Origin of the sequence: Nonomuraea wenchangensis, from assembly GCF_900111685.1 — a bacterium.
GTDB lineage: Bacteria > Actinomycetota > Actinomycetes > Streptosporangiales > Streptosporangiaceae > Nonomuraea > Nonomuraea wenchangensis.
The window spans coordinates 196283-218965 of record NZ_FOHX01000010.1 but is presented as its reverse complement, the minus strand read 5'-3'; the positions used below and the strand labels follow the sequence as shown (position 1 = coordinate 218965).

Annotated in this window: 24 protein-coding genes; 14 read left to right on the top strand and 10 right to left on the bottom strand. The window is 73.5% G+C overall.

Going from position 1 to position 22683, the window contains the following annotated elements; all coding sequences use genetic code 11:
* The first annotated feature begins 161 nt into the window (after nt 1-161).
* Nucleotides 162-647, top strand: coding sequence for a peptide deformylase (gene def, locus BMW85_RS28900; RefSeq protein WP_091087552.1), 486 nt, complete (start codon nt 162-164; stop codon nt 645-647).
* On the opposite strand, the gene BMW85_RS28895 is transcribed toward def, so the two are convergent.
* The 3 genes from BMW85_RS28895 to BMW85_RS28885 are packed head-to-tail and all read right to left on the bottom strand — an operon-like array spanning nt 583 to nt 2405.
* Nucleotides 583-861 (bottom strand): WhiB family transcriptional regulator, encoded by a 279-nt coding sequence (locus BMW85_RS28895; RefSeq protein WP_371247568.1) that lies wholly within the window; start codon nt 859-861, stop codon nt 583-585. The genes def and BMW85_RS28895 overlap by 65 nt on opposite strands.
* A 36-nt stretch (nt 862-897) precedes the next feature.
* Nucleotides 898-1818, bottom strand: coding sequence for a glycosyltransferase (locus BMW85_RS28890; protein ID WP_091087779.1), 921 nt, complete (start codon nt 1816-1818; stop codon nt 898-900).
* Entirely contained in the window at nt 1815-2405 is a 591-nt protein-coding gene (locus tag BMW85_RS28885; protein WP_342743447.1) for a D-glycero-alpha-D-manno-heptose-1,7-bisphosphate 7-phosphatase, read from the bottom strand. The genes BMW85_RS28890 and BMW85_RS28885 overlap by 4 nt, the downstream gene beginning before the upstream one ends.
* A 195-nt stretch (nt 2406-2600) precedes the next feature.
* Here BMW85_RS28885 and BMW85_RS28880 point away from each other — a divergent pair, with 195 nt between their 5' ends.
* From BMW85_RS28880 to BMW85_RS28840, 9 genes are read left to right on the top strand one after another with little or no spacing between them, the layout of a single operon-like run.
* Nucleotides 2601-4232 carry a carbamoyltransferase family protein gene (locus BMW85_RS28880; RefSeq protein WP_091087547.1) on the top strand — a complete coding sequence of 544 codons (1632 nt, stop codon included), beginning with the start codon at nt 2601-2603 and terminating at the stop codon, nt 4230-4232.
* The gene (locus BMW85_RS28875; protein ID WP_091087545.1) at nt 4229-5266 is read left to right on the top strand and encodes a glycosyltransferase family 2 protein; all 1038 of its coding nucleotides are present in this window, start codon (nt 4229-4231) and stop codon (nt 5264-5266) included. Before BMW85_RS28880 ends, BMW85_RS28875 begins: the two co-directional genes overlap by 4 nt.
* Nucleotides 5263-6333 (top strand): glycosyltransferase family 9 protein, encoded by a 1071-nt coding sequence (locus BMW85_RS28870; protein ID WP_091087543.1) that lies wholly within the window; start codon nt 5263-5265, stop codon nt 6331-6333. The genes BMW85_RS28875 and BMW85_RS28870 overlap by 4 nt, the downstream gene beginning before the upstream one ends.
* Nucleotides 6330-7517, top strand: a complete 1188-nt coding sequence (locus BMW85_RS28865) for a glycosyltransferase (RefSeq protein WP_091087541.1) — start codon at nt 6330-6332, stop codon at nt 7515-7517. The genes BMW85_RS28870 and BMW85_RS28865 overlap by 4 nt, the downstream gene beginning before the upstream one ends.
* Before the next feature lie 3 nt (nt 7518-7520).
* Complete coding sequence (locus BMW85_RS28860) at nt 7521-8069, top strand: D-sedoheptulose-7-phosphate isomerase (protein ID WP_091087538.1); 549 nt, start codon at nt 7521-7523, stop codon at nt 8067-8069.
* Nucleotides 8070-9401: a PfkB family carbohydrate kinase gene (locus BMW85_RS28855; protein WP_091087535.1), complete on the top strand. Its 1332-nt coding sequence runs from the start codon at nt 8070-8072 to the stop codon at nt 9399-9401.
* Entirely contained in the window at nt 9398-10072 is a 675-nt protein-coding gene (locus BMW85_RS28850; protein WP_091087532.1) for an SDR family oxidoreductase, read from the top strand. Before BMW85_RS28855 ends, BMW85_RS28850 begins: the two co-directional genes overlap by 4 nt.
* Nucleotides 10063-10950 carry a glycosyltransferase family 9 protein gene (locus BMW85_RS28845; protein WP_091087529.1) on the top strand — a complete coding sequence of 296 codons (888 nt, stop codon included), beginning with the start codon at nt 10063-10065 and terminating at the stop codon, nt 10948-10950. The genes BMW85_RS28850 and BMW85_RS28845 overlap by 10 nt, the downstream gene beginning before the upstream one ends.
* A complete protein-coding gene (locus tag BMW85_RS28840; protein WP_091087527.1) occupies nt 10947-11906 on the top strand; it encodes a UDP-glucuronic acid decarboxylase family protein in 960 nt (319 codons plus the stop codon). Before BMW85_RS28845 ends, BMW85_RS28840 begins: the two co-directional genes overlap by 4 nt.
* A gap of 47 nt (nt 11907-11953) precedes the next feature.
* On the opposite strand, the gene mshC is transcribed toward BMW85_RS28840, so the two are convergent.
* The 5 genes from mshC to BMW85_RS28815 are packed head-to-tail and all read right to left on the bottom strand — an operon-like array spanning nt 11954 to nt 15887.
* On the bottom strand, nt 11954-13189 hold the full coding sequence (mshC, locus tag BMW85_RS28835; RefSeq protein WP_091087524.1) for a cysteine--1-D-myo-inosityl 2-amino-2-deoxy-alpha-D-glucopyranoside ligase: 1236 nt from the start codon (nt 13187-13189) through the stop codon (nt 11954-11956).
* 10 nt (nt 13190-13199) lie between these two features.
* Nucleotides 13200-13850 carry an NRDE family protein gene (locus BMW85_RS28830; protein WP_091087522.1) on the bottom strand — a complete coding sequence of 217 codons (651 nt, stop codon included), beginning with the start codon at nt 13848-13850 and terminating at the stop codon, nt 13200-13202.
* A gap of 31 nt (nt 13851-13881) precedes the next feature.
* Nucleotides 13882-14646: an SCO1664 family protein gene (locus BMW85_RS28825; RefSeq protein ID WP_091087519.1), complete on the bottom strand. Its 765-nt coding sequence runs from the start codon at nt 14644-14646 to the stop codon at nt 13882-13884.
* The gene (locus tag BMW85_RS28820) at nt 14643-15191 is read right to left on the bottom strand and encodes a DUF3090 domain-containing protein (RefSeq protein WP_091087517.1); all 549 of its coding nucleotides are present in this window, start codon (nt 15189-15191) and stop codon (nt 14643-14645) included. Before BMW85_RS28820 ends, BMW85_RS28825 begins: the two co-directional genes overlap by 4 nt.
* A 9-nt stretch (nt 15192-15200) precedes the next feature.
* On the bottom strand, nt 15201-15887 hold the full coding sequence (locus BMW85_RS28815) for a histidine phosphatase family protein (protein WP_091087514.1): 687 nt from the start codon (nt 15885-15887) through the stop codon (nt 15201-15203).
* A gap of 145 nt (nt 15888-16032) precedes the next feature.
* Here BMW85_RS28815 and BMW85_RS28810 point away from each other — a divergent pair, with 145 nt between their 5' ends.
* Nucleotides 16033-16980 carry an aldo/keto reductase gene (locus BMW85_RS28810; RefSeq protein WP_091087512.1) on the top strand — a complete coding sequence of 316 codons (948 nt, stop codon included), beginning with the start codon at nt 16033-16035 and terminating at the stop codon, nt 16978-16980.
* Nucleotides 16981-17105: 125 nt separating this feature from the next.
* Nucleotides 17106-17972 carry a hypothetical protein gene (locus BMW85_RS28805; protein ID WP_091087510.1) on the top strand — a complete coding sequence of 289 codons (867 nt, stop codon included), beginning with the start codon at nt 17106-17108 and terminating at the stop codon, nt 17970-17972.
* 188 nt (nt 17973-18160) lie between these two features.
* Here the strand turns inward: BMW85_RS28805 and fabI are convergent, their stop codons facing one another.
* Together fabI and BMW85_RS28795 are read right to left on the bottom strand one after the other, a co-directional pair.
* Nucleotides 18161-18925 (bottom strand): enoyl-ACP reductase FabI, encoded by a 765-nt coding sequence (fabI, locus tag BMW85_RS28800; RefSeq protein ID WP_091087507.1) that lies wholly within the window; start codon nt 18923-18925, stop codon nt 18161-18163.
* A 1-nt stretch (nt 18926) separates the two neighbouring features.
* Complete coding sequence (locus tag BMW85_RS28795) at nt 18927-19622, bottom strand: beta-ketoacyl-ACP reductase (protein ID WP_091087505.1); 696 nt, start codon at nt 19620-19622, stop codon at nt 18927-18929.
* Nucleotides 19623-19699: 77 nt separating this feature from the next.
* Here BMW85_RS28795 and BMW85_RS28790 point away from each other — a divergent pair, with 77 nt between their 5' ends.
* Together BMW85_RS28790 and BMW85_RS28785 are read left to right on the top strand one after the other, a co-directional pair.
* On the top strand, nt 19700-21193 hold the full coding sequence (locus BMW85_RS28790; RefSeq protein WP_091087502.1) for a TldD/PmbA family protein: 1494 nt from the start codon (nt 19700-19702) through the stop codon (nt 21191-21193).
* Nucleotides 21190-22572 carry a metallopeptidase TldD-related protein gene (locus tag BMW85_RS28785; RefSeq protein WP_091087500.1) on the top strand — a complete coding sequence of 461 codons (1383 nt, stop codon included), beginning with the start codon at nt 21190-21192 and terminating at the stop codon, nt 22570-22572. Before BMW85_RS28790 ends, BMW85_RS28785 begins: the two co-directional genes overlap by 4 nt.
* The last annotated feature ends 111 nt before the right edge of the window (nt 22573-22683 follow it).

The following is a 22683-nucleotide window of genomic DNA, read 5'->3' as shown; positions in this document are numbered from 1 at the left end:
GAGTGACGCAAGTGAGATCACCCTTCGATACTGCTTTCAGGGGGTTTCGCCGCGGGGTCTCTTCTGTTACCGCTGTGCTACAAGGCGGAACCCGCGCGATTGGCACCTGACGATCATGGGAAGCTCTCAGCGTGACAACGCCGCCTATCGGGGAGCCACGGGTGACGGTCCTGCCCATTCGCACGTTCGACGACCCGGCGCTGCGCGAGCCGGCCGAGCCGGTGCGCGACTTCGACCGCGAGCTGCGCCGGCTGGTTAAGGCGATGACCGCGACGATGCGGGCCGGCGCGGGCCGCGCGGGACTGGCCGCCCCGCAGGTCGGCGAGCCGCTACGGGTGCTGGTCTACGACTACGACGGCCGCGCGGGCCATCTGGTCAACCCGCGGCTGGAGCTGTCAGAGCGGCGGGTGGTCGCCGACGAGGCGTGCCTGTCGGCGCCCGGAGTGTGGTGGCCACTGGAACGTTCCTACATGGTCACCGCGCGTGGCCGGGACATGTTCGGCAAGCCGGTGACCCTTCGGGCGCTCGGCGTGCTGGCCAGGGTGCTGCAGCACGAGGCCGACCATCTCGACGGCGTGCTGTTCAGCGATCACCTCGAAGCGGCTGAGCGGGAACGGTTTCTGGCCGCCGCGCTGCCGTCGGGCTGAGCTCCCGGCGCTGTTCCGGGTCGGTCCCGCCCCACACGCCGTACGCCTGGCGGGTGCTGAGCGCGTACGCGAGGCACGGCTCACGCACCGGGCAGCCACGGCAGACGGCCTTCGCCTCCTCGACCTGTGACTGGCTCGGCCCTTCCATGGAGATCGGGAAGAACAATTCCGGGTCCTGGTCGAGGCAGGCGGCCCTGCGTGTCCAGTCGAGCATCATCATGCTCATGGCGCCTACCCGGACCGAAGGCGGTCATACCTCGCTGAGCAGCCGATCCCAGTCGGCGAGGAAGCGGTCGAGCCCGTAGCGCGCCAGAGCGGCGGCGCGGGCGGCCTTTCCGGCCTGGGCGGCGCTCTCCGGATCCCGCGCGAAGGCGTGCAGGGCGTCGGCGAGCACGTCCACCCTGGTGGAGAGCACCCCGGCCTCCGGCGGCACGGCCTCGATCGCCTCGGTGGCGGCCAGCGCCACGATCGGCATGCCGAGGTGCATGGCCTCGATGAGGGCCAGGCCGAGCGAGGTCCACCGGTACGGGTGCAGGTAGACCCGGCGCCGGGCGAGCTCGGCGTGCATGACGTGCCGCGGCAGGTCCTCGTAGGTGCCGTACGGCAGCCCCTCGACCTTCATCCCGAACACGTCCAGCGGGACGCGCTCGTGGAAGCGCGGCAGCAGGTCGGTGCCGGCGACGCGGGTGCGCCGTACCGGCTCGTTGACCACGACTCCGGCCCTCGGCAGCTCGCCGGTGCAGAGGGGGCCGGGGTCGGGGACGCCGTGCTCGATGACGCGGGTGGGCGCGCGGCCGTTGTCCCAGTAGAGCTCGTTGAAGTGGGTGACGTGGACGAGTGTGACGGCGTCCTGACCGGCCAGCGGATGCCGGGTGCGGGGCACGTCGCCGGCCGGGGTGTTGTGCTCGACGTACACGGTGGGCACGTCGCGGCCGAGCCACTCCCTGGCCAGGGCGGGCTCGTGCGGGCGCTGGCAGACGACGACGTCCACGCGCTCGTCGCGCAGCCGGTCCCAGGGGACCTCGCGGGCGGCGGCAGGCCAGTCGTAGGTGTCGGCCCGCCCCCGTCCGTCGGGTCCCCGGCCGGGGACGAGCGGCAGCAGGTAGTCGTGCGCGCCGCGGACGAAGGCGTCGGTCCAGGATCCGTGCACGTGCCAGAGCAGGATCCTCACCAGCGGCTCCAGCCCATGGCGCGGGCCCACGGCGCGGAGACGGCCGGCACGGGCCCCTCGGCGTCGCTGAGCACGCGGTCCACCACGTCGGCCAGGTCGCCGGCGACCTCGGGCGCCTGGTCGATCTCCTCGGGCAGGGTGACGGCGGTGGGCACGAGGATGCCGCGGGCGCCGGCGGCGCGCGCCGCCTCCATGTCCCGTCCGATGTCGCCCACGACCACGCACTCGCGCGGGCTGACGTCGAGCACGGCGGCCGCCCTGATCACGAGGCCGGGCGCGGGTTTGCGGCAGGTGCAGCCGTCGCCGTCGTCGTGGACGCAGATGGCCCACGCGTCGAACGGCCCGAGCAGCTCCTCCACCCTCGCGTTCACCTGGTCCATCTCGTCGGGTGTGAGCAGGCCCTTGGCCACGCCGGACTGGTTGGTGACCACGGCCACCGGCACGTCGGCGCGGCGCAGGCGGCAGAGCGCCTCGACGGCTCCCGGCATGGGCTCGACCCTGCGCGGGTCGCCGTTGTAGGGCACGTCCCTGATCAAGGTCCCGTCCCGGTCGAAGAGCACGGCGCCGGGACGTCGTCGTTCGAACACCTCTCACCCACCTCTCGCCTCCGTGGCGTGCCGCCCAGCTACCCGGGGACCATCCCGGCAAACAACCACGGAGCGTGACCATCGCCAGGCTGGGGCGGGCGTTTCGTGGGCATTTCTGCAGTTCGGACGGTTGCGCGAGGTTTGACAACCGCTTCTCTCGGTAGCGGTTCTCGACATCCCATCGGGGGAGGCACGATGAGGTTTCTCGGCATCAACGCGATCTTCCATGACCCGGCGGCGGCGCTCGTCGCCGACGGGCGGATCGTCGCCGCGGCGGAGGAGGAACGCTTCAGCCGCCGCAAGCACGGCAAGCGGCCGCTGGCGTTCTCCGCCTGGGAGCTCCCCGAGCAGGCCGCCGCGTGGTGCCTGCGCGAGGCGGGCCTCGCCCCCGAGGACGTCGACGCGGTCGCCTACTCCTACGACCCGTCGCTCGTGGTGCGGCGGCCGGAGGGCGACTGGGAGGACCTGCGCACGAGGTACGCGGTGCGCGCCCCGCTGTTCCTCGCCACGGCGCTGCCGGGGCTGGACCCGGCGCAGGTGACGTACGTGCCGCACCACGTGGCGCACGCCGCTTCGGCGGGCCTCGCCTCGCCCTGGCGCGACTGCGCGGTGCTGGTGTGCGACGGCCGCGGCGAGAACGTCTCCCACCTGGCGGGCCGCTACCGGGACGGCGAGCTGGAGGTGCTGGCCGCGCAGGAGCTGCCGCACTCGCTCGGCCTCATGTACGAGGACGTCACCGAGCACCTGGGTTTCCTGCGCTCCAGCGACGAGTACAAGGTCATGGCGATGGCCTCCTACGGCCGCCCCCGCCACCTGGAGGCGCTGCGCGAGGTGATCCGGCCGACCGGCGACGGCGGGTTCCGCGTCGAGCCGGTCGACTGGAACGTCTACGCCAAGGCGCTGCCCAAGGGCGCCCCGTGGACCTCCGACCACGCCGACCTGGCCGCCAGCGTGCAGGCGCGGCTGGAGGAGGTGCTCTTGGAGCTGGCGCGCTGGCTCCACGAGCGCACCGGCGAGCGCCGCCTCGCCCTGGCCGGGGGCGTCGCGCTCAACTGCGTGGCCAACACGCGGCTGCTGGAGGAGACGCCGTTCACGGAGGTGTGGGTGCAGCCCGCGGCCGGGGACTCCGGCACCGCGCTCGGCGGCGCGCTGCACCTCGCGCAGGCGTACGGCGAGCCGGCCGCGCCCATGGGCACCGCGGCGCTGGGGCGCGACTTCACCGACGACGAACTCGGCGCCTGGCTGGACGTGGCGCGGGTGCCGTACACGCGGCCCGCCGACCTCGCCGCCGAGATCGCGGCCGAGCTGGCCGCGAACCGCATCGTGGCCTGGTTCCAGGGCCGGTCGGAGTACGGCCCGCGGGCGCTCGGCCACCGGTCGCTGCTGGCGCACCCGGGGCACGCGGCCAACACCGAGCGGCTCAACGACGTCAAGGGACGCGAGCAGTTCAGGCCGGTGGCGCCGATGGTGCTGGAGTCGCGGGCCCGTGACGTCTTCGGGCGGGGGCCGGTGCCGTCGCCGTACATGCTGTTCGTGCACGACGTGCGCCCGGAGTGGGCGGCCCGCGTCCCCGCGGTCGTGCACGTGGACGGCACCGCCCGCGTCCAGACGGTCTCGCCGGACGGCGAGCCGCTGGTGGCGCGGCTGCTCACCGAGTTCGAGCGGCGCACCGGGCTGCCGGTGCTGGTCAACACCAGCCTGAACACCGCCGGCCGGCCCATGGTGGACGACCCGCGCGACGCCCTGGAGTGCTTCGGGTCCGCGCCGGTGGAGGTGCTGGTCCTCGGCCCGTACGTGGTACGCCGGCGGGAGGTGTTCGGCTCGTGATCACCGTCGTGATCCCCACCGTCGGGCGGCCGACGCTGAGCGAGACGATCGCCGCGATCGGCTCCGGCGTGCCCGTCGTCGTGGTGGACGACCGTCCCGCTACTACTCAACGCGTCGCGTCATGTACAGTCGGTGATGGCGGTGGCAGCCACTCAAGGGAGTTCGGCATGCCCACCGTTCTGAAACATCCGCCTGCCCACGTGCGCCTCGTGCGCAGTGGCGGAAGAGGCCCCGCGGCCGCCCGCAACGCCGGATGGCGTGCGGCGGACACCCCCTGGATCGTCTTCCTCGACGACGACGTGATCCCCGAGCCGGGCTGGGCGGAAGCGCTCCGCGCGGACCTGGCCGGCCTGCCCCGCGACGTCGCGGGCAGCCAGGGCCGGATCGTCGTCCCGCTGCCGCGGCACCGGCCGCCCACCGACGGCGAACGGCACACCGCCGGGCTCACCGACGCGTCGTGGGTGACCGCCGACATGGCCTACCGGCGCGCCGCGCTGGAGGAGGCCGGCGGCTTCGACGAACGTTTCCCCCGCGCCTACCGCGAGGACGCCGACCTGGCGCTGCGCGTGACGCGGGCCGGGCACCGGCTGGTGCGCGGCGCGCGCGTCACCCGGCACCCGGTCCGCCAGGACGGCTTCTGGGCGAGTGTGCGCTTCCAGCGCGGCAACGCCGATGACGCGCTCATGCGGCGCCTGCACGGGCCCGGCTGGCGCGACCTGATCGGCGGCGGGCGCGGCCGGCTGCGGGCACACGCGGCGACCAGCGTGGCCGGGCTGTCCGCGCTGGCGCTGGGCGCGCTGGCCACGCGGGTCCGGGGGCCGCTCGTCCCCGGCACCCCGGCGCGGCTGGTCCCGGCCCTGGCCGTGGCGGCAGGGGCCGCCTGGGCGGCGCTGACCGCCGAGTTCGCCTGGCGCAGGATCGCGCCCGGTCCCCGTACACCCGATGAGCTGTGGCGGATGGCCGTCACCAGCGTGGTGATCCCGCCGGTCGCGTGCCTGCACCGGATGCGGGGGGAATGGAAGGTGCGCCGATGAGCGACAGGACGCTGCGAGCCGCCGGCGGGCCCGGCGGCAGGGGGCGCGTGCTCGTCGCCCGGCTGGACGACGCCGGTGACGTGCTGCTGGCCGGTCCGGCCGTGCGGGCCGTGGCCGCGCACGCCGCCGAGGTGGTCTTCCTCGCCGGCCCCAACGGCCGGGCCGCCGCCGAGCTGCTGCCCGGCGTGGACCGCGTGCTCACGTGGCGGGCTCCGTGGATCGACCACACTCCCCCGCCGGTCGGCCGCGAGCAGGTGGACGACCTGGTAGCCCGCCTGCGCGGCATCGACGAGGCGGTGATCCTCACCTCCTTCCACCAGTCGGCGCTGCCGCTCGCGCTGCTGCTGCGGCTGGCCGGGGTGGGGCGGATCGCCGCGATCAGCAACGACTACCCGGGCTCGCTGCTCGACGTCCGCCACCGGTGGGACGAGAGCGTGGACGTGCCCGAGGCCGAGCGCATGCTGGCCGTGGCCCGGGCGGCGGGGTTCCCGCCGTCACCGGGCGACGACGGCAAACTCGCTGTTCAACACCCCCTGCCGGATATCGCCTCGATTACCGGGCACTTCTTCGGTGTCGGCGCCGAGGCCGACAAAGGCGCTTATGTCGTGGTGCATCCAGGGACTTCGGCGCCCGCGCGCAACTGGCCTGCGGAACGGCACCGGCAGACCGTGCGGGAGCTGACGGAGGACGGGCACCGGGTCGCGGTGACCGGCACGGAACGAGACCTCACCGCCTACGTCGCCGGCGACGCCGCCGCCGACCTCGGCGGCGCGACCACTCTGGCCCAGCTGGCCGCCGTGATCGAGCGGGCGAGCGTGCTCGTGGCCGGAAACACCGGCCCCGCGCATCTCGCGGCGGCGGTCGGCACGCCGGTCGTGAGCCTGTTCGCCCCCGTCGTCCCGGCCGCCCGGTGGGCCCCGTACGGGGTCCCGACCGTGCTGCTCGGCGACCAGCAGGCGCCCTGCAGGGACAGCAGGGCGCGCACCTGCCCGGTCCCCGGACACCCATGCCTGTCCCAGGTCACGAGTGAGCAGGTGGTCAAGGCAGTGAGGGAGCTGACGCAGTGAAGGTCGATCTCATCTCCGAGCACGCGGACCCGCTGGCCGCCGTCGGCGGCGTGGACTCGGGCGGCCAGAACGTGTACGTGGCCGCCCTCGCCCTCGCGCTGGCCGGGCGCGGCCACCAGGTCGTCGTCCACACGCGGCGCTCGTCGCGGTCCCAGCCCCGCTCGGTACGCCTGGCGCCCGGCGTCGTCGTCGAGTACGTCCCCGCCGGGCCGGCGGCGCACGTGCCGAAGGACGAGCTGCCGCCGTACATGCCCGAGTTCACCGACTTCCTCGCCGACCGCTGGGCGATCGACCCGCCCGACGTCGCGCACGCGCACTTCTGGATGAGCGGACAGGCCGCGCTCCAGGCCGCCGACGGCTTCCCCGTGGTGCAGACGTTCCACGCCCTCGGCACGGTCAAGCGGCGCTGGCAGGGCGAGGCCGACACCAGCCCGGCGCACCGGATCGACACCGAGCGGGAGATCGGCAAGCGCGCCGACGCCGTCCTCGCCACCTGCGGCGACGAGGTGGGCGAGCTGTGCGCGATGGGCGTCCCCGAGCAGCGCATCACGGTGGTGCCCTGCGGCGTGGACCTGGAGCACTTCCGCCCCGACGGGCCGAAGGCGCCGCGCACCGCCGGCAGGATGATCCTCAGCATCGGCCGGATGGTGCCGCGCAAGGGCGTGGACACCGTCATCGCGGCGCTGCGCCAGGTGCCCGGGGCCGAGCTGGTGATCGCCGGCGGCGGCCCCGACGACGAGGAGGCCGTCCGGCTGCGCGCGCTGGCCGCCGCCTACGGCCTGGCGGAGCGCGTGCACGTGATCGGCAGCGTGCCGCGCGCCCACGTCCCGGCGCTGATGCGCGCGGCCGACGTGCTGGTCACCGTCCCCTGGTACGAGCCGTTCGGCATGGTCACGGTCGAGGCCATGGCCTGCGGCGTCCCCGTCGTGGCCTCGGCCGTCGGCGGGCACCTCGACACCGTGGCGGGCTGCGGCGTGCTGGTGCCGCCGCGCCGGCCGCGCGCGCTGGCCAGAGCCCTGCTGGACCTGCTCGGCGACGAGCACGAACGGGCCCGCGTCGGCGCCGCGGGGGCCAGGCGCGCCCGCGAGCGCTACGGCTGGCCGCGGGTCGCCGAACGCACCGAGACCGTCTACGCGCAGGTCATCGGCGGCAGGCCGTGCGGCCTAGAGGCGATGGGGGGTTAGCGGATGGACGTCCATCTCAAAAAGCTCTGGGACACGCTGGAGAAGGTCGACGAGCAGGCCGCCGTCGTACGCGCCTGGGGGGCGTGGCTGGCCGGCGCGCTCGGCTGCGGCGGGCGGCTGCTGGTGTGCGGCAACGGCGGCTCGGCCGCCGAGGCGCAGCACCTGTCGGCGGAGCTGGTCGGCCGCTTCCGCGACGACCGGCAGCCGTACGCGGCGATCGCGCTGCACGCCGACACCTCGTCGATGACGGCGATCGCCAACGACTTCGGGGCCGAGGAGGTCTACGCCCGCCAGGTGCGCGCGCACGGCCGTCCCGGCGACGTGCTCCTTTGCCTGTCCACCAGCGGCTCCAGCCCCAACGTGCTGGCCGCCGCGCGCGCCGCCCGCGAGGGCGAGGTGCTGGCCTGGGCCATGACCGGCCCCGGCCCCAATCCGCTGACCGAGCTGTGCGACGGCGCGGTGGTCGTTCCCTCCGAGGAGACCGCCACCGTGCAGGAGGTGCACCTGGCGATGATCCACCTGCTGTGCGAGGCGCTAGAGGAGGCACTTTAGATGGGGCCGCTCGTGGTGATCGGCGACACGCTGCTGGACGTCGACGTGGAGGGTGACTCCGGCCGGCTCTGCCCGGACGCGCCGGTTCCCGTGGTGGACGTCGCCGCGGAGCTGGCGCGGCCGGGCGGGGCCGGGCTGGCCGCGCTGCTGGCCGCCCGTGACGGGGCCGAGGTCGTGCTGGTTACGGCCATCGGCGAGGACCCCGACGGGCACCGCCTGTGCGGGCTGCTGTCGGAGGAGCTGGACCTGCTCCGGCTGCCGCTGAGCGGCGGCACGGTGCGCAAGACCAGGGTCCGCTCGCGCGGGCAGACCCTGGTCAGGCTGGACAGCGGCGACGGCCTGGCCCGCTACGCGCCGACCGACGCGGCGATGGAGGCCGTACGGCGGGCCGGCGCGGTGCTCGTGTCCGACTACGGCAGGGGCGTGGCCAGGATGGCGCGCGAGCTGCTGCACGGCACGGACGTGCCGGTGGTCTGGGACCCGCATCCCCGGGGCGAGCAGCCGATGCCCGGCTGCGCGCTGCTGACGCCGAGCGAGGCGGAGGCGCGGGCGCTGTGCCCGACCGGGTGGGCGGGGCCCGAGCAGGCGGCCCGGCAGCTCGTACGCAAGCTGCGGGCGCGGGCCGTGGCCGTGACGACGGGCGCGCACGGGGCCGCGCTCGCCGTGGAGGGCGGCCCGTTCGCGCACGTGCCGCCGCCGGTGCAGGCCGGCGGCAGGGACGCGTGCGGCGCGGGCGACCGCTTCGCCGGCGCCGCGGCGCTGGCGCTGCGCGACGGCCTCGACGTCAGGGACGCGGTGACCATCGGCGTCGGCGAGGCCTCGCGCTTCGTCGAGCGCGGCGGCGCCGCCAACGTCAAGGTCGCCGAGCAGCAGCTCGGCGACCGGCCGCGCACGGCGCTGGAGGTGGCCGAGTTCACCCGAGCCAACGGGGGCCGGCTCATCGCCACCGGCGGCTGCTTCGACCTGCTGCACGCGGGCCACGTGAGCCTGCTGCGGCGGGCCAGGGCGCTCGGCGACGCGCTCGTCGTCTGCGTCAACTCCGACGACTCGGTACGCCGCCTGAAGGGCCCGCAGCGGCCCGTCGTGGACGTGCGCGACCGGGTCGAGGTGCTGAGGGCGCTGAGCTGCGTGGACGCGGTGCTGGTGTTCGAGGAGAACACCCCGGACCGCGCCATCGCGCTGCTGCGCCCCGACGTGTGGGTCAAGGGCGGGGACTACGAGGGGGAGTTCCTGCCCGAGTCCGAGGTCCTCGGCAGGCTCGGCGCGGAGATCGTCGTGCTGAGCACGCTGCCGGGGCGTTCCACAACCAACCTGATCAGGGAGATCCAGTGAAGATCTTGATTACCGGGGGAGCCTCCGGACTCGGCCTCGCGACCGCCGAGGCCGTGGAGAAGGAGGGCTGGCGGGCGCTCGTCGTGGACGTACGCCCGCCGGACCAGCGCTTCGAGCACGTCACGGCCGACCTCGCCGACCGGGGCGAGGCCGAGCGGGCGGTCCGCGAGCTGGCCGAGCGGGCCGGCGGCCTGGACGGCGTCGTCACCGCCGCCGGCATCGACGTCTGCGGCCGGATGGAGGACGTGCCCGCCGACGACTGGGAGCGGGTCGTCAAGGTCAACCTGCTGGGCACGGCGTCGGTCATCCGGGCGGCGCTGCCCTACCTGAAGCACACCCGGGGCAGGATCGTCACCTGCGCCTCGACGCTGGGGCTGCGTCCGCTGAGCGACGCCTCGGCGTACTCGGCCTCGAAGTTCGGCGTCGTCGGCCTCACCCGCGCGCTGGCCGTCGAGCTGCGCGGCGAGGTGGGGGTCACCCTGCTCGTCCCCGGCGGGATGCGCACGAGCTTCTTCGACGGCCGTCCCGACCAGTACAAACCGGGTCCCGAGGCCGGGCTGAACGACCCCGCCGACGTCGCCCAGACGGTCGTGTTCGCGCTGCGGCAGCCGGTCGGATGCGAGGTGAGAGAGCTCGTGATCTGTCCGTCGACGGAGACGTCATGGCCCTAGAGCTCCTGGCTCTGCGCGGGCTCGGCCTGGGCGACCTGCTCACGGCCGTGCCCGCGCTGCGGGCCCTGCGCCAGGCGTTCCCCGGCCACCGGGTGACGCTCGCCGCGCCGCGGGCGCTGGAGCCGCTGCTGCCGCTGATCGGCGCGGTGGACGGCCAGGTGCACGTCGCCGGGCCGGGGCCCGTGCCGGTGGACGAGCTGCCGTACGAGCGGCCCGACATCGCCGTCAACCTGCACGGCAAGGGCCCGCAGAGCATCGAGGCGCTGCGGGCCACCCGGCCGGGCCGGCTGATCAGCTACGGCACCGGCCCGATGTGGCGCGACGGCGTGCACGAGGTACGCCGCTGGTGCGAGCTGCTGGAGTGGCACGGCATCCCGGCCGACCCCGCCGACCTGACGCTCGGGATCTCCGACCGCAGCGGCCCGGCGATCGTCCATCCGGGCGCGTCGTTCCCGGCGCGGCGGTGGCCTCCCGAGCGCTTCGCGCAGGTCGCGGCGGCGCTGGAGGACGTGGTGGTCACCGGCAACGAGCAGGAGGTGCCGATCGCCCGCAGGGTCGCCGAGCTGGCCGCCCTGCCGCCGGAGCGGGTGCTGGCCGGGCGCACCGGGCTGGCCGACCTGATCGACCTGATCGGCCGGGCGCGGCTCGTCGTGTGCGGCGACACCGGCGTGGCGCACCTGGCGACCGCGTTCTGCGTGCCGTCGGTGGTGCTGTTCGGGCCGGTCTCGCCGGCGCTGTGGGGGCCGCCGCCCGGCTGGCGGCACGTGGCCCTGTGGGCCGGCGAGAACGGCGACCCGCACGGCGAACGGCCGCATCCCGGCCTGCTCAAGATCGAGGTTTCCGAAGTCGTCGAAGCTGCCCTGGAGGTGACGTCATGAGGGCTCTGGTCACGGGAGGCGCCGGGTTTCTCGGCTCGTACCTGTGCGAGCGACTGCTGGAGGAGGGCGCGGAGGTCGTCTGCATGGACAGCTTCCTCACCGGTGGCCCGCGCAACGTCGAGCACCTAATGGAGCGCCCCGGGTTCCGGCTCGTCGAGAGCGACCTGACCGGGTTCGTGCACGTGCCGGACCGGCTGGACCTGGTGCTGCACTTCGCCTCGGCCGCCTCGCCCGCCGACTACCTGCGCTATCCCATCGAGACGCTGCGGGTGGGCAGCGTCGGCACCCTGCACGCGCTCGGCCTGGCCAGGGAGAAGGGCGCCCGGTTCGTCCTCGCGTCCACCAGCGAGGTGTACGGCGACCCGCTGGAGCACCCGCAGAAGGAGACGTACTGGGGGAACGTGAACCCGGTCGGGCCGCGCAGTGTGTACGACGAGGCGAAACGCTTCGCCGAGTCGCTGACCACGGCCTACCGGCACGCGCGCGGCACCGACACCGGGATCGTGCGCATCTTCAACACCTACGGGCCGCGCATGCGCCCGTTCGACGGGCGGGCGATCCCGACGTTCATCCGGCAGTCGCTCACGGGCGAGCCGATCACGATCACCGGCGACGGCTCGCAGACCCGCTCGATCTGCTACGTCGAGGACACCGTCTCCGGGATCCTGGCGATGGCGCGCAGCGACTTCGCCGGTCCGGTCAACATCGGCAACCCGGACGAGGTGACCATGCTGGAGCTGGCCACCCTGATCCGGGACCTCACCGGGTCGTCGTCGGAGATCACCTTCGTCGACCGGCCCGCCGACGACCCGAAGGTGCGCCGCCCCGACACCACGCTCGCCGCCGAGCGGCTGGGCTGGCGGGCGCTGGTGCCGGCTGAGGAGGGGCTGCGCCGCACCATCGAGTGGTTCCGCGCCGAACTCGGCGCGCTGGAACTGCTGGAGCGGGCCATCTGACGCCGTCAGGCGGGGGTCTTCAGGCGGGGATCTTCAGGCGGGGGCCTTCAGGGGGAGGGACGGAGGTTGACGCCGAGCAGGGCGTCGGCCAGGTCGGCGACCAGGGCCGGAGCGCCGGGATCCGAGCCGCCGCCGGCAAGCGCGTCCGTCGCCCAGGCGTCGATCGCCGCCAGCGCGCCGGGCGTGTCGAGGTCGTCGGCCAGGCGCTCGCGCACCCGCGTCAGCAGGTCCTCGGCCGGCGGCCCCGACTCCAGGGCGACGGCCGAACGCCACGTGGCCAGCCTGCGCTCGGCCTCGGCCGTCAGCTCCGGCACGTACTCCCAGTCGGCGCGGTAGTGGTGGGCCAGCAGCACCAGGCGGACCGCCATCGGGTCGTGCTCGGCGCGCAGCCGCCGGACGAAGACCAGGTTGCCCCGGGACTTCGACATCTTCTCGCCGTCCAGCGCGACCATGCCCGCGTGGGTGTAGAACTTGGCGAACGGCCACTCCCCCGTCAGCGCGTGACCCTCGGAGGCGCCGCACTCGTGGTGCGGGAAGATCAGGTCGGAGCCGCCGCCCGCGACGTCGTAGCCCGCGCCCAGGCTGTCCAGCGCGATCGCGGTGCACTCGATGTGCCAGCCCGGACGTCCCCTGCCCAGCCGGGACTCCCAGGCCGGCTCGCCCGGCCGCTCGGCGCGCCACAGCAGCCAGTCGAGCGGGTGGCGCTTGCCGGGGCGGTCGGGGTCGCCGCCGCGCTCGGCGAACAGCGCCGTCATCTCGTCCTCGTCGTAGCCGGAGACCTGGCCGAACTTGGGGGCGTCGGCGACGCTGAAGTAGACGTCGCCGTCGAGGTCGTAGGTGACGCCTTTGTCCGACAGCCGCACGATCGACTCGGCGACCCGGTCGACGACCTCGGTCACGCCGACGTACTCGCGGGGCGGCAGGATGCGCAGGGCCTCCATGTCGCCGCGGAACAGCTCGATCTCCCGCTCGGCCAGCTCCCGCCAGTCGACGCCGGTCTGGGCGGCCCGCTCCAGCAGCGGGTCGTCCACGTCGGTGGCGTTCTGGGTGTAGTGGACCTCGTGGCCGGCGTCCAGCCACATCCGGCCCACCAGGTCGAAGGCGTGGTAGGTGTTGGCGTGGCCGAGGTGGGTGGCGTCGTAGGGGGTGATGCCGCAGACGTACATCCTGGCGGTGGGGCCGGGATCGGTCTGCCGCACCTGCTTGGCGGAGGTGTCGTAGAGACGCAGCGGAATGCTCTCACCGGGGAGCTTGGGGACGTTCTGGGCAGACCACGATCTCATGTCTTTGAGCCTATCCGTCCGTTTCCGGGGTCAGGTCGGTGAAGTCGTACGTGACCTCGTCCGGCGACAGGGCGACCTCCATCACCGACAGCGAGGCGAAGATCCGCCCGTCGGGCAGCTCGTGCCGGACGATGAGCGCGCCGGGGTCGGCCGACGGCTCGGCGGCGATGAGGTCCCGCCAGGTCTCCGTTGCCTCGAAGCGCGGCAGGTGCGTCAGCACGCGCGGGCTGGCGGGGTCCAGGCCCTCGTTGACCACCATGCTGGTGCCGTCGGGCAGGTCGGCGGTGGTCAGGCGTTCGCCGTCCCAGCTGAACAGCCGGACCCCGTCCAGCGTGGCCAGGACCAGATGGAACGGGTCGTAGCGGGACAGGTCGCCGCGGGGTCCCTCCCCCGTGTACGCCGCCCGCAGCGCCAGATCGCCGCGCGAGACCTTGGTCCGCTCGGCGGCGGCCTTGCCACGGCCGTTGAGCAGGGCGGCGGCGCGCCGGGCCGCCGGGTTGACCGCCAGCCAGGTGCCGCCGGCCTTGAGGTCGCGCCCGCCGATCACGCCCGGGTAGTCCGGCCAATGCTCCCCCGGCCCCTCCCAGGGGCGGTCGGTGAACTCGTCCCGCACGCCCATGAGGGTCAGGGGGCGTCCCGTCCGTACGATCAGCGTGCACATGGGCAAAGGGTAGTAAATGCCGAAATGTGCGTCAGATCGGGGGCCAGGGGACGGCGGGCCAGCCCTCCGACGGGTAGGGATGCACCCCGGTGTCGAGCAGCCGCCGCACCCGCTGCCAGGTGGCCTCCACCTCGGCCAGCGTGAGCAGCTCGCGCAGCCGCCGGCCGAGCGTGCCCGACTCCAGGTCGCGCTCCAGCTTGGCCAGCACGGCGACGGCCTCGCGGGAAAGGGGTTTGCCGCGCCACTGCCACAGCACCGTGCGCAGTTTGTCCTCGACGGAGAAGCACACGCCGTGGTCCACGCCGTAGACGTGGCCCGTGGGCAGCGGCAGCAGGTGGCCGCCCTTGCGGTCGGCGTTGTTGACGATCGCGTCGAAGACCGCCATCCGGCGTACGACCGGGTTGCGGCTCTTGACCAGGCGCATGAGGTCGATCTCGCGCTCGGTGTCGATCCAGAGCTGGCACATGCCGGGGCCGAACGGGCCCTCGCGGTAGACGGTGGGCGGCACGATGCGCCAGCCGGTGGCCCGGGAGACCTCGTAGGCGGCCACCTCGCGGGCGGCCAGCGTGCCGTCGGGGAAGTCCCACAGGGGGCGCTCGCCACGCACCGGCTTGTAGACGCACGCCGCCGTGCGCTCGCCCAGCGTGACCGAGCAGTAGAGCGTCATGTTGGTGGCCTCGACCAGGCGGCCCGCCACCTCCAGCCGGCCGTCGCGCAGCAGGGCGAGGGCCTCTTCCTCGTTCATGCCCGGCGGACTGGACGGCTTGACGGCCGGTTCGCTCTCCGGAGCGGTCATGAAGCCGCCTCACCCCCGCGATATCCGTTGAGGCGTACACAGACGTGCCCGCTCGCGTCGAGCGGCTGCCCGCACAAGGGGCACGGCGGCCGGCCCGCCGCGACGATCTGCAGCGCCCGTTTGGTGAACGCGCGCGCGGCCCCCGCGCTGATGCGCACCCGCAGCATCGCCGGATCGGAGCCGTCGACGTCGTCCTCGTCGACGACCTCCTGCGCCTCGATCACCACCTGCGATCGCTCGGCGTCCCATGCCAGCGCCATCGTGCCGACCCGGAAGTCCTCGGCCAGGGGCACGTCGAGCGGGGCGTCGTCGGTCAGCTCGGCCGGCGCCACGGCGGGCACGTGCGCGGTGCCACCGCTGAGTCTCAGCACCTCGTCGAGGAGCTCGTCGAGCCGGCCGGCGAGCGCGGCGACCTGCAGTTTCTCCAGCGCCACCGTGGTCAGTCTGCCCTCGGCCCTGGCCTGCAGATAGAAGACCCGCGCGCCCGGCTGCCCCAGGGCGCCGGCGACGAACCTCTCTGGTGGGTCGTAGTCGAAGACCGGCATAGCCTGACCTTACGTGGTTCCGGGTCCGCCGCCGACGGCGGCATCGCTCCCGGTGTGATTTTCTCCCCCGTCTTTCTCCTCCGAATCCTCAGGAAGCCGCAATTCCCCCATATCGTTGAGCCTGAGAACAAAGGGACGCAGGGGGGCGTAGCGAATCACGGTGAGGGCCGCCGGATCGGCCGTGATCCGCTGGAACTGATCGAGGTGCAGCCCCAGGGCGTCGGCGACGATCGACTTGATCACGTCACCGTGGCTGCAGACGAGGTAGACGCCCTTCTCCCCCAGGCGTTGGTTCCACTCCCGCACCGCCGCGACGGCCCGGTGCTGCATGTCCGCCACCGACTCCCCGCCGGGGAACGCCGCCGCGCTCGGATGGGCCTGCACCACCTGCCACAGCGGCTCCTTGGCGAGCTCCTTCAGCGGCCGGCCGGTCCATTCGCCGTAGCCGCACTCGATGAAGCGTTCGTCCGTCCGCACCGGCAGGTCGCGGCCCGCGGCGACCGCCGCGGCGGTCTCCTGGCAGCGTTCGAGCGGGCTGGAGACGATCGCGTCGAGCCGGACGCCGGCGATGCGGCCGGCCAGCGCCACGGCCTGCGCCCGCCCCGCCTCGCTCAGCCGCACGCCAGGAGTCCGGCCGGCCAGCACCGGGCCGGTGAGGTCCGTCAGCCCGTGGCGGGCCAGCAGCAGCGTGGTCACCGGGCAAGTGTCGCAGCCCTCGATCACAGTGTCGAAACCGGCATCCGGCCCGGCACCGGGACGGGCGGGCCCGGACGGCGCGTCCGTGCCCCGTACGGCGTCTATCACGACGTCGCGGCCACCCGGGCGGTAACCTGGCGGGATCATGGAGCAGCGCTATGTCGGCCGCAGCGGCCTGTCGGTGTCCCGGCTGGGGCTTGGCACGATGACCTGGGGTCGTGACACCGACGCGGACGAGGCGGCCGCCCAGCTCCGCACGTTCCTGGACGCCGGGGGCACGCTGGTGGACACCGCCGACGTCTACACCGGCGGCGACGCCGAGCGGCTCCTCGGCAGGCTGCTGCGCGAGTCGGTGCCCCGCTCGGAGCTGGTGATCTCCACCAAGGCCGTGGTGACCCCCGCCGGCCGCCGCACCCGCGACGCCTCCCGCCGCCACCTCATCGCCGCGGTCGACGACTCGCTCAACCGCCTCGGGCTCGACTACGTCGACCTGTGGCAGCTGCACACCTACGACGACGAGGTGCCGCTGGAGGAGACGCTGGCCGCGCTCGACGCGATCGTCTCCTCCGGCCGCGCCGTCTACGCCGGCGTGTGCGACTACACCGGCTGGCAGCTCGCCGCCGCCGCGGTCACCCAGAAGTCGATCCCCGGCCGCATCCCGATCACCTCGGCGCAGGCCGAGTACAGCCTGCTGGCCCGCGAGCCGGAGCGCGAGCTGCTGCCCGCCGCGGCGCACCTGGGGGTCGGCGTGCTGGCCTGGTCGCCGCTCGGCCGGGGCGTGCTGACCGGCAAATACCGCACCGGCATCCCGGGCGACTCGCGCGCCGCGACGCCGCACTTCGCCGACTTCGTCCGCCCCTACCTCGACGAGCGCTCCCGCGCGGTGGTGGAGGCGGTGATGACCGCCGCCGACGGGCTCGGCGTCTCGCCGCTGGCCGTGGCGCTGTCGTGGGTGCGCGACCAGCCCGGCGTGGCCGCGGCCATCGTGGGGGCGCGTACGCACGCGCAGCTCAAGGGCGTGCTGCCGGCCGAGGAGGTGGTGCTCCCCATCGAGATCCGGGACGCGCTGGACGACGTGTCGTCACTCGACTGACGGGAACGCAAAGCTCTCTCGCGTATCACTAGTCGATACCGAATCGCAACTTCACCTGCCGAAAACGTGCGCCCGCGCGCGGCGTCCATCAAGATTTTCCTCGTAAGCGACGCAGGAGGGGACGGATGGGGAGCAGGACCGCGATCTCGGCCGGAGTTCTCGCGGTGGCACTGGTGGCCGTCCCCGGGGCGGCGCCCGCCGTGGCGGCGACAGCCGGCGCCCAGGACTGCACGCGGGAGGGGGGCCTGCTGTCGGGGGTCACCAACACCCTGTGCGACGTGGTGGGCACCCTCACGGACACCGTGGACACGCTCACGGGCGGCATCACCGACCCGGTGACCAAACCCGTGGAGAAGACCACCGACGAAGTGCTCGGCCGGGTGGGCGAGGCCGTCCCCACCGGCCGGCCGGACACCTCCGGCGAGACCGTCTCGCCCTCGCCGGACGCCACACGTACGACGAAGTCCCACGGCAGGGAGGACGCCGAGTGCGAGACGCCGGCCGCGTGCGCCGGCGAGCCCGTGCCGCGGACCGGCACGACCTCCTCGGCGCCGCCGCGGCGCGACCGTTCGCCCTTACCCTCGGTGAAGAAGCCGGCCACCACGCCGACGCCGGGCAGGACCACCGCGTCGGCCGTCCCCGGGGTGAGCGCGTCACCGACGGGGAGCGCCCGCGCCCGGCCCGACGGCGACGACGGCCGTGAGAAGCGCGAGGAGAGCGCCCGCTCCGCCGATCCGGAAGAGCCCCGGGTGGACCTGCTGTGGCCCAACCCGTTCGCCCGCGAGCTGACCGTGCCGCTGCGGGACCAGCGGGTGGTCCGGCCCACTCCCCCGGCCTCCGACGTGCTCGGCACCGTGCTGACGATCGCGCTGCTCGGCGCGGCGGTGCTGGCCACGCGCATCGTGCAGCAGCGGCGGCAGCGCACCGAGCCGGTCGAGTCGATCCCGTTCGAGCCGGCCCGCGCGGGCAGCGGCCGCCAGCGCCTCGCCTGACGCGGGCCCCGGCGGCCGTCGGAAGGCGACGACCGCCGGATGGCCGCGGCCATCGAAAGGCCGCGGCCGTCGTAAAGCGGCTGGCGTCGTAAAGCGGCTGGCGTCGTAAAGCGGCTGGCGTCGTAAAGCGGCTGGCGTCGAGAAGCGGCTGGCGTCGAGAAGCGGCGGGTGTCGAGAAGCGGCGGGTGTCAGCCGCCGACGGCGTGGACGCCGCCGTCCACGTGCACGATCTCGCCCGTGGTCGCGGGGAACCAGTCGGACATCAGCGCCACGCAGGCGCGGGCGGCCGGCACGGTGTCGGCGAGGTCCCAGCCGAGGGGCGCCCGGTCCGGCCAGCTGTCCTCGAACTCCTTGAAGCCCGGGATCGACTTGGCGGCCATCGTGCGCAGCGGGCCGGCCGCCACGAGGTTGACCCGGATGCCGTGCTTGCCGAGGTCGCGGGCGAGGTAGCGGTTGCACGACTCCAGGCCGGCCTTGGCCACGCCCATCCAGTCGTAGACCGGCCACGCCTTGGAGGCGTCGAAGTCGAGGCCGACCACCGCGCCGCCCTCCTTCATGAGCGGCAGGCAGGCCACGGCCAGCGACTTGTAGGAGTAGGTCGAGATCTGCATCGCCGTGGAGACGTCCTCCCACGGCGTGTTGAGGAAGTTGCCGCCGAGCGCGGTCTGCGGGGCGAAGGCGATGGAGTGCACCACGCCGTCGAGGCCGTCGACGTGCTCGCCGACCCGGTCGGCCAGCGTGTCGAGGTGCTCGGTGTTCTGGACGTCGAGCTCCAGCACCGGCGGCGTGGTCGGCAGCCGTTTGGCGATGCGCTCGACCAGGCTGAGCCGCCCGAACCCGGTCAGCACGACCGTCGCGCCCTCCTCCTGGGCCAGCTTGGCGACCGAGAAGGCGATCGAGGCGTCGGTGAGCACGCCCGTCACGAGAATCCGCTTGCCGTCGAGAATGCCCACGTCAGTGCCCCATTCCAAGTCCGCCGTCGACGGGGATCACGGCCCCGGTGATGTAGGAGGCGTCGTCGCTGGCCAGGAAGCGGACGACGCGCGCGATCTCCTCGGGGGCAGCCTGCCGGCCGAGGGGGATGTTGGCCACGATCTTGTCCTGGTCGAGCCCCGAGGTCATGTCGGTGGCGACGAAGCCGGGCGAGACGACGTTGACCGTGATGTTGCGGGAGCCGTACTCGCGGGCCAGGGAGCGGGCGAAGCCGACCAGGCCCGCCTTGGACGCGGCGTAGTTGGCCTGGCCCGCCTGACCCGACAGGCCCACGACGGACGAGATGAGCACGATGCGGCCGCGCTTGAGCCTCATCATGGGCCGGATCGCGCGCTTGGCGACGCGGTAGGCGCCGGTGAGGTTGGCGTCGATGACGTCGGTGAAGGTGTCCTCCTTCATCATCGCCAGCAACGTGTCCTTGGTGATGCCCGCATTGGAGACGAGGACCTCGACGGGGCCCTGCTCGGCCTCGACCTTGTCGAAGGCGGCCTCGACGTCCTCGGTGCTGGTGACGTCGCAGCGCACGCCGAACAGGCCCTCGGGAGGCTCCCCCGATCGATAGGTGACCGCGACGGCGTCGCCTGCGGCGGCGAGTTCACGGGCGATCGCGAGGCCGATGCCTCGGTTGCCCCCGGTGACGAGTACAGAGCGTGCCATGACACCAGACGCTATCTCCTACCGGCGGGTATCCGGTTGTCCGGGTGAGACAAGATCACAGGGTTAGGATCGTGGACATGCGCCAGATCGATGCCGATTTCCTGGAACTGCCGCTCAGGCAGCTCGCGGACGCCGCCCTGCAACGCGCTCGGGACCTCGGCGCCGAACACGCCGACTTCCGGCTCGAACGGGTCCGCGCCGAGACGCTGAGCCTGTACGACGCCCGCCTGGAGGGCGCCACGGACGCCGACGACCTCGGCTACGCGGTGCGCGTCGTCAAGGCCGGCACGTGGGGGTTCGCCGCCGGGATCCACCTCACCCCGGAGGCCGCGGCGCGGGTGGCCGAGCAGGCGGTGCGGGTGGCCGAGGTGTCGGCGCCGATCAACAGGGAGCCGATCGAGCTGGCGCCCGAGCCGGTGCACGCCGAGGCGGTGTGGGTGTCGGCGTACGACGTGGACCCGTTCGAGGTGCCGTCGGCCGACAAGGTGGCCCTGCTGGCCGACTGGTCGGCGGGCCTGCTCAAGGGCGCCGACCACGTCTCGGCGCGGCTGCTGCAGGTCAAGGAGCAGAAGTTCTACGCCGACACGGCCGGCACGGTGACCACGCAGCAGCGGGTGCGGGTGCACCCCAAGCTCAACGCCATGAAGGCGGGCGAGAGCGGCTTCGACGACATGTCGACGATCGCGCCGCCGGTCGGGCGCGGCTACGAATACCTGACGGGCACCGGCTGGGACTGGCAGGGCGAGCTGGCCCGGCTGCCCGAGCTGCTGGCCGAGAAGCTCGCCGCCCCGTCGGTCGAGGCCGGCGACTACGACCTCGTGATCGACCCGTCCAACCTGTGGCTGACCATCCACGAGTCGATCGGCCACGCCACCGAGCTCGACCGGGCGCTCGGCTACGAGGCCGCCTACGCGGGCACCAGCTTCGCCACCTTCGACCAGCTCGGCGAGCTGGTCTACGGCTCGCCGCTGATGAACGTCACCGGCGACCGCACCGTCACCCACGGCCTGGCCACCGTCGGCTACGACGACGAGGGCGTGCGGGGGCAGAGCTTCGACATCGTCAAGGACGGCATCCTGGTCGGCTACCAGCTCGACCGGCGGATGGCGCTGATGAAGGGGTTCGGGCGCTCCAACGGGTGCGCCTTCGCCGACTCGCCGGGGCACATGCCGATCCAGCGCATGGCCAACGTCTCGCTCCAGGCCGCGCCGGACGGGCCGGGCACCGACGAGCTGATCGCCGGGGTCGAGCGGGGCATCTACATCGTGGGCGACAAGAGCTGGTCGATCGACATGCAACGCTACAACTTTCAGTTCACCGGTCAGCGGGCCTACCGCATCTCGCACGGGAAACTGGCCGGGCAGGTCAGGGACTTCGCCTACCAGGCGACGACGACGGACTTCTGGCAGTCGATGGAGGCGGTCGGCGGGCCGGGCACGTACGTGCTGGGCGGCGCGTTCAACTGCGGCAAGGGCCAGCCGGGGCAGGTCGCCCCGGTCAGCCACGGATGTCCGTCCGCGCTGTTCAGAGGCGTACGGATACTCAACACCGTGCAGGAGGGCGGGAAGTGACTCCCCAGGAGATGGTGGAAAGGGCCCTGGCGCTCTCCACGAACGACGGCTGCGTGGTGCTGGTGGACGAGGAGTCCACCGCCAACCTGCGCTTCGCCGGCAACACGCTGACCACGAACGGCGTGGCGCGCTCGTCCCGGCTGACGGTGATCTCGATCGCGGGCGAGCGGGCCGGCGTGGTGTCGCGGGCGGCGGTGCGCGAGGACCAGCTCGCCGACGTCGTGGCGGCGGCCGACAAGGCGGCGAGGGACGCCCAGCCCGCCGAGGACGCGCGCCCGCTCGTCGAGGCGGGTCCCGCCTCCGCCCACTGGGACGAGGACGTACGGCCCACCGACATCGGCGTGTTCGGGGCGTTCGCGCCCGCGCTGGGCGAGGCGTTCGCGACGGCCGAGGCGGGCGGCAGGAGGCTCTACGGCTTCGCCGAGCACCGGCTGACCTCGACGTTCCTCGGCACGTCCACGGACGTGCGGCTGCGGCACGACCAGCCGACCGGCCGCCTGGAGCTCAACGCCAAGTCGGCCGACCTCAAGCGGTCGGCCTGGACCGGCGTGTCGACGGAAGACTTCACCGACGTCGACGTCGACACGCTCGGCGCGTCGCTGGCCCAGCGGCTGGAGTGGGCGAAGAACCGGGTGGACATGCCCGCGGGCCGCTACGAGACGCTGCTGCCGCCGAGCGCCGTGGCCGACCTGATGATCTACCTGTTCTGGTCGGCGGGGGCGCGCGACGCTCTGGACGGGCGGTCGGTGTTCGCGAAACCCGGCGGGGGCACCCGCGTGGGCGAGCAGCTCGGCACGCTGCCGGTGACGCTGTCGAGCGATCCGGGTGCGGAGGGCATCGCGTGCGCGCCGTTCGTGACGGCGCACGCCTCCAGCAGGGAGAGCTCGGTCTTCGACAACGGGCTGCCGCTGGGGCCGACCGACTGGATCAGGGACGGGCGGCTGGAAGCGCTGCACCAGACCCGCTACTCGGCCGAGCTGAGCGGGCTGGCGGTGACGCCGGCCGTCGACAACCTGATCATGCGCGGGCCCGGCGGCGGGACGTCGCCGTCGCCGTCGCTGGAGGAGATGATCGCCGGCACACGGCACGGGCTGCTGCTCACCTGCCTGTGGTACATCCGGGAGGTCGATCCCCAGACGCTGCTCGTCACCGGGCTGACCCGTGACGGGGTCTACCTCGTGGAGCACGGCGAGGTCGTGGGCGAGGTCAACAACTTCCGCTTCAACGAGAGCCCGGTCGACCTGCTCGGGCGGATCTCCGAGGTGGGGGCGGAGGCGCGGACCCTGCCGCGCGAGTGGAACGACTACTTCCAGCGGACGATCATGCCGGCGGTGCGAGTACCGGACTTCAACATGTCCACGGTGAGCCAGGCAAGCTGACCCGGCCCCGGGCCGAGGCAAGCCGCGGGCCCGGGCGGACACCGGCCCCAGGGCCGGGCAGGCGGGCCCGGACGGGCCCGCCTGAGGCCCAGATCGGCGCGATACGGCGGG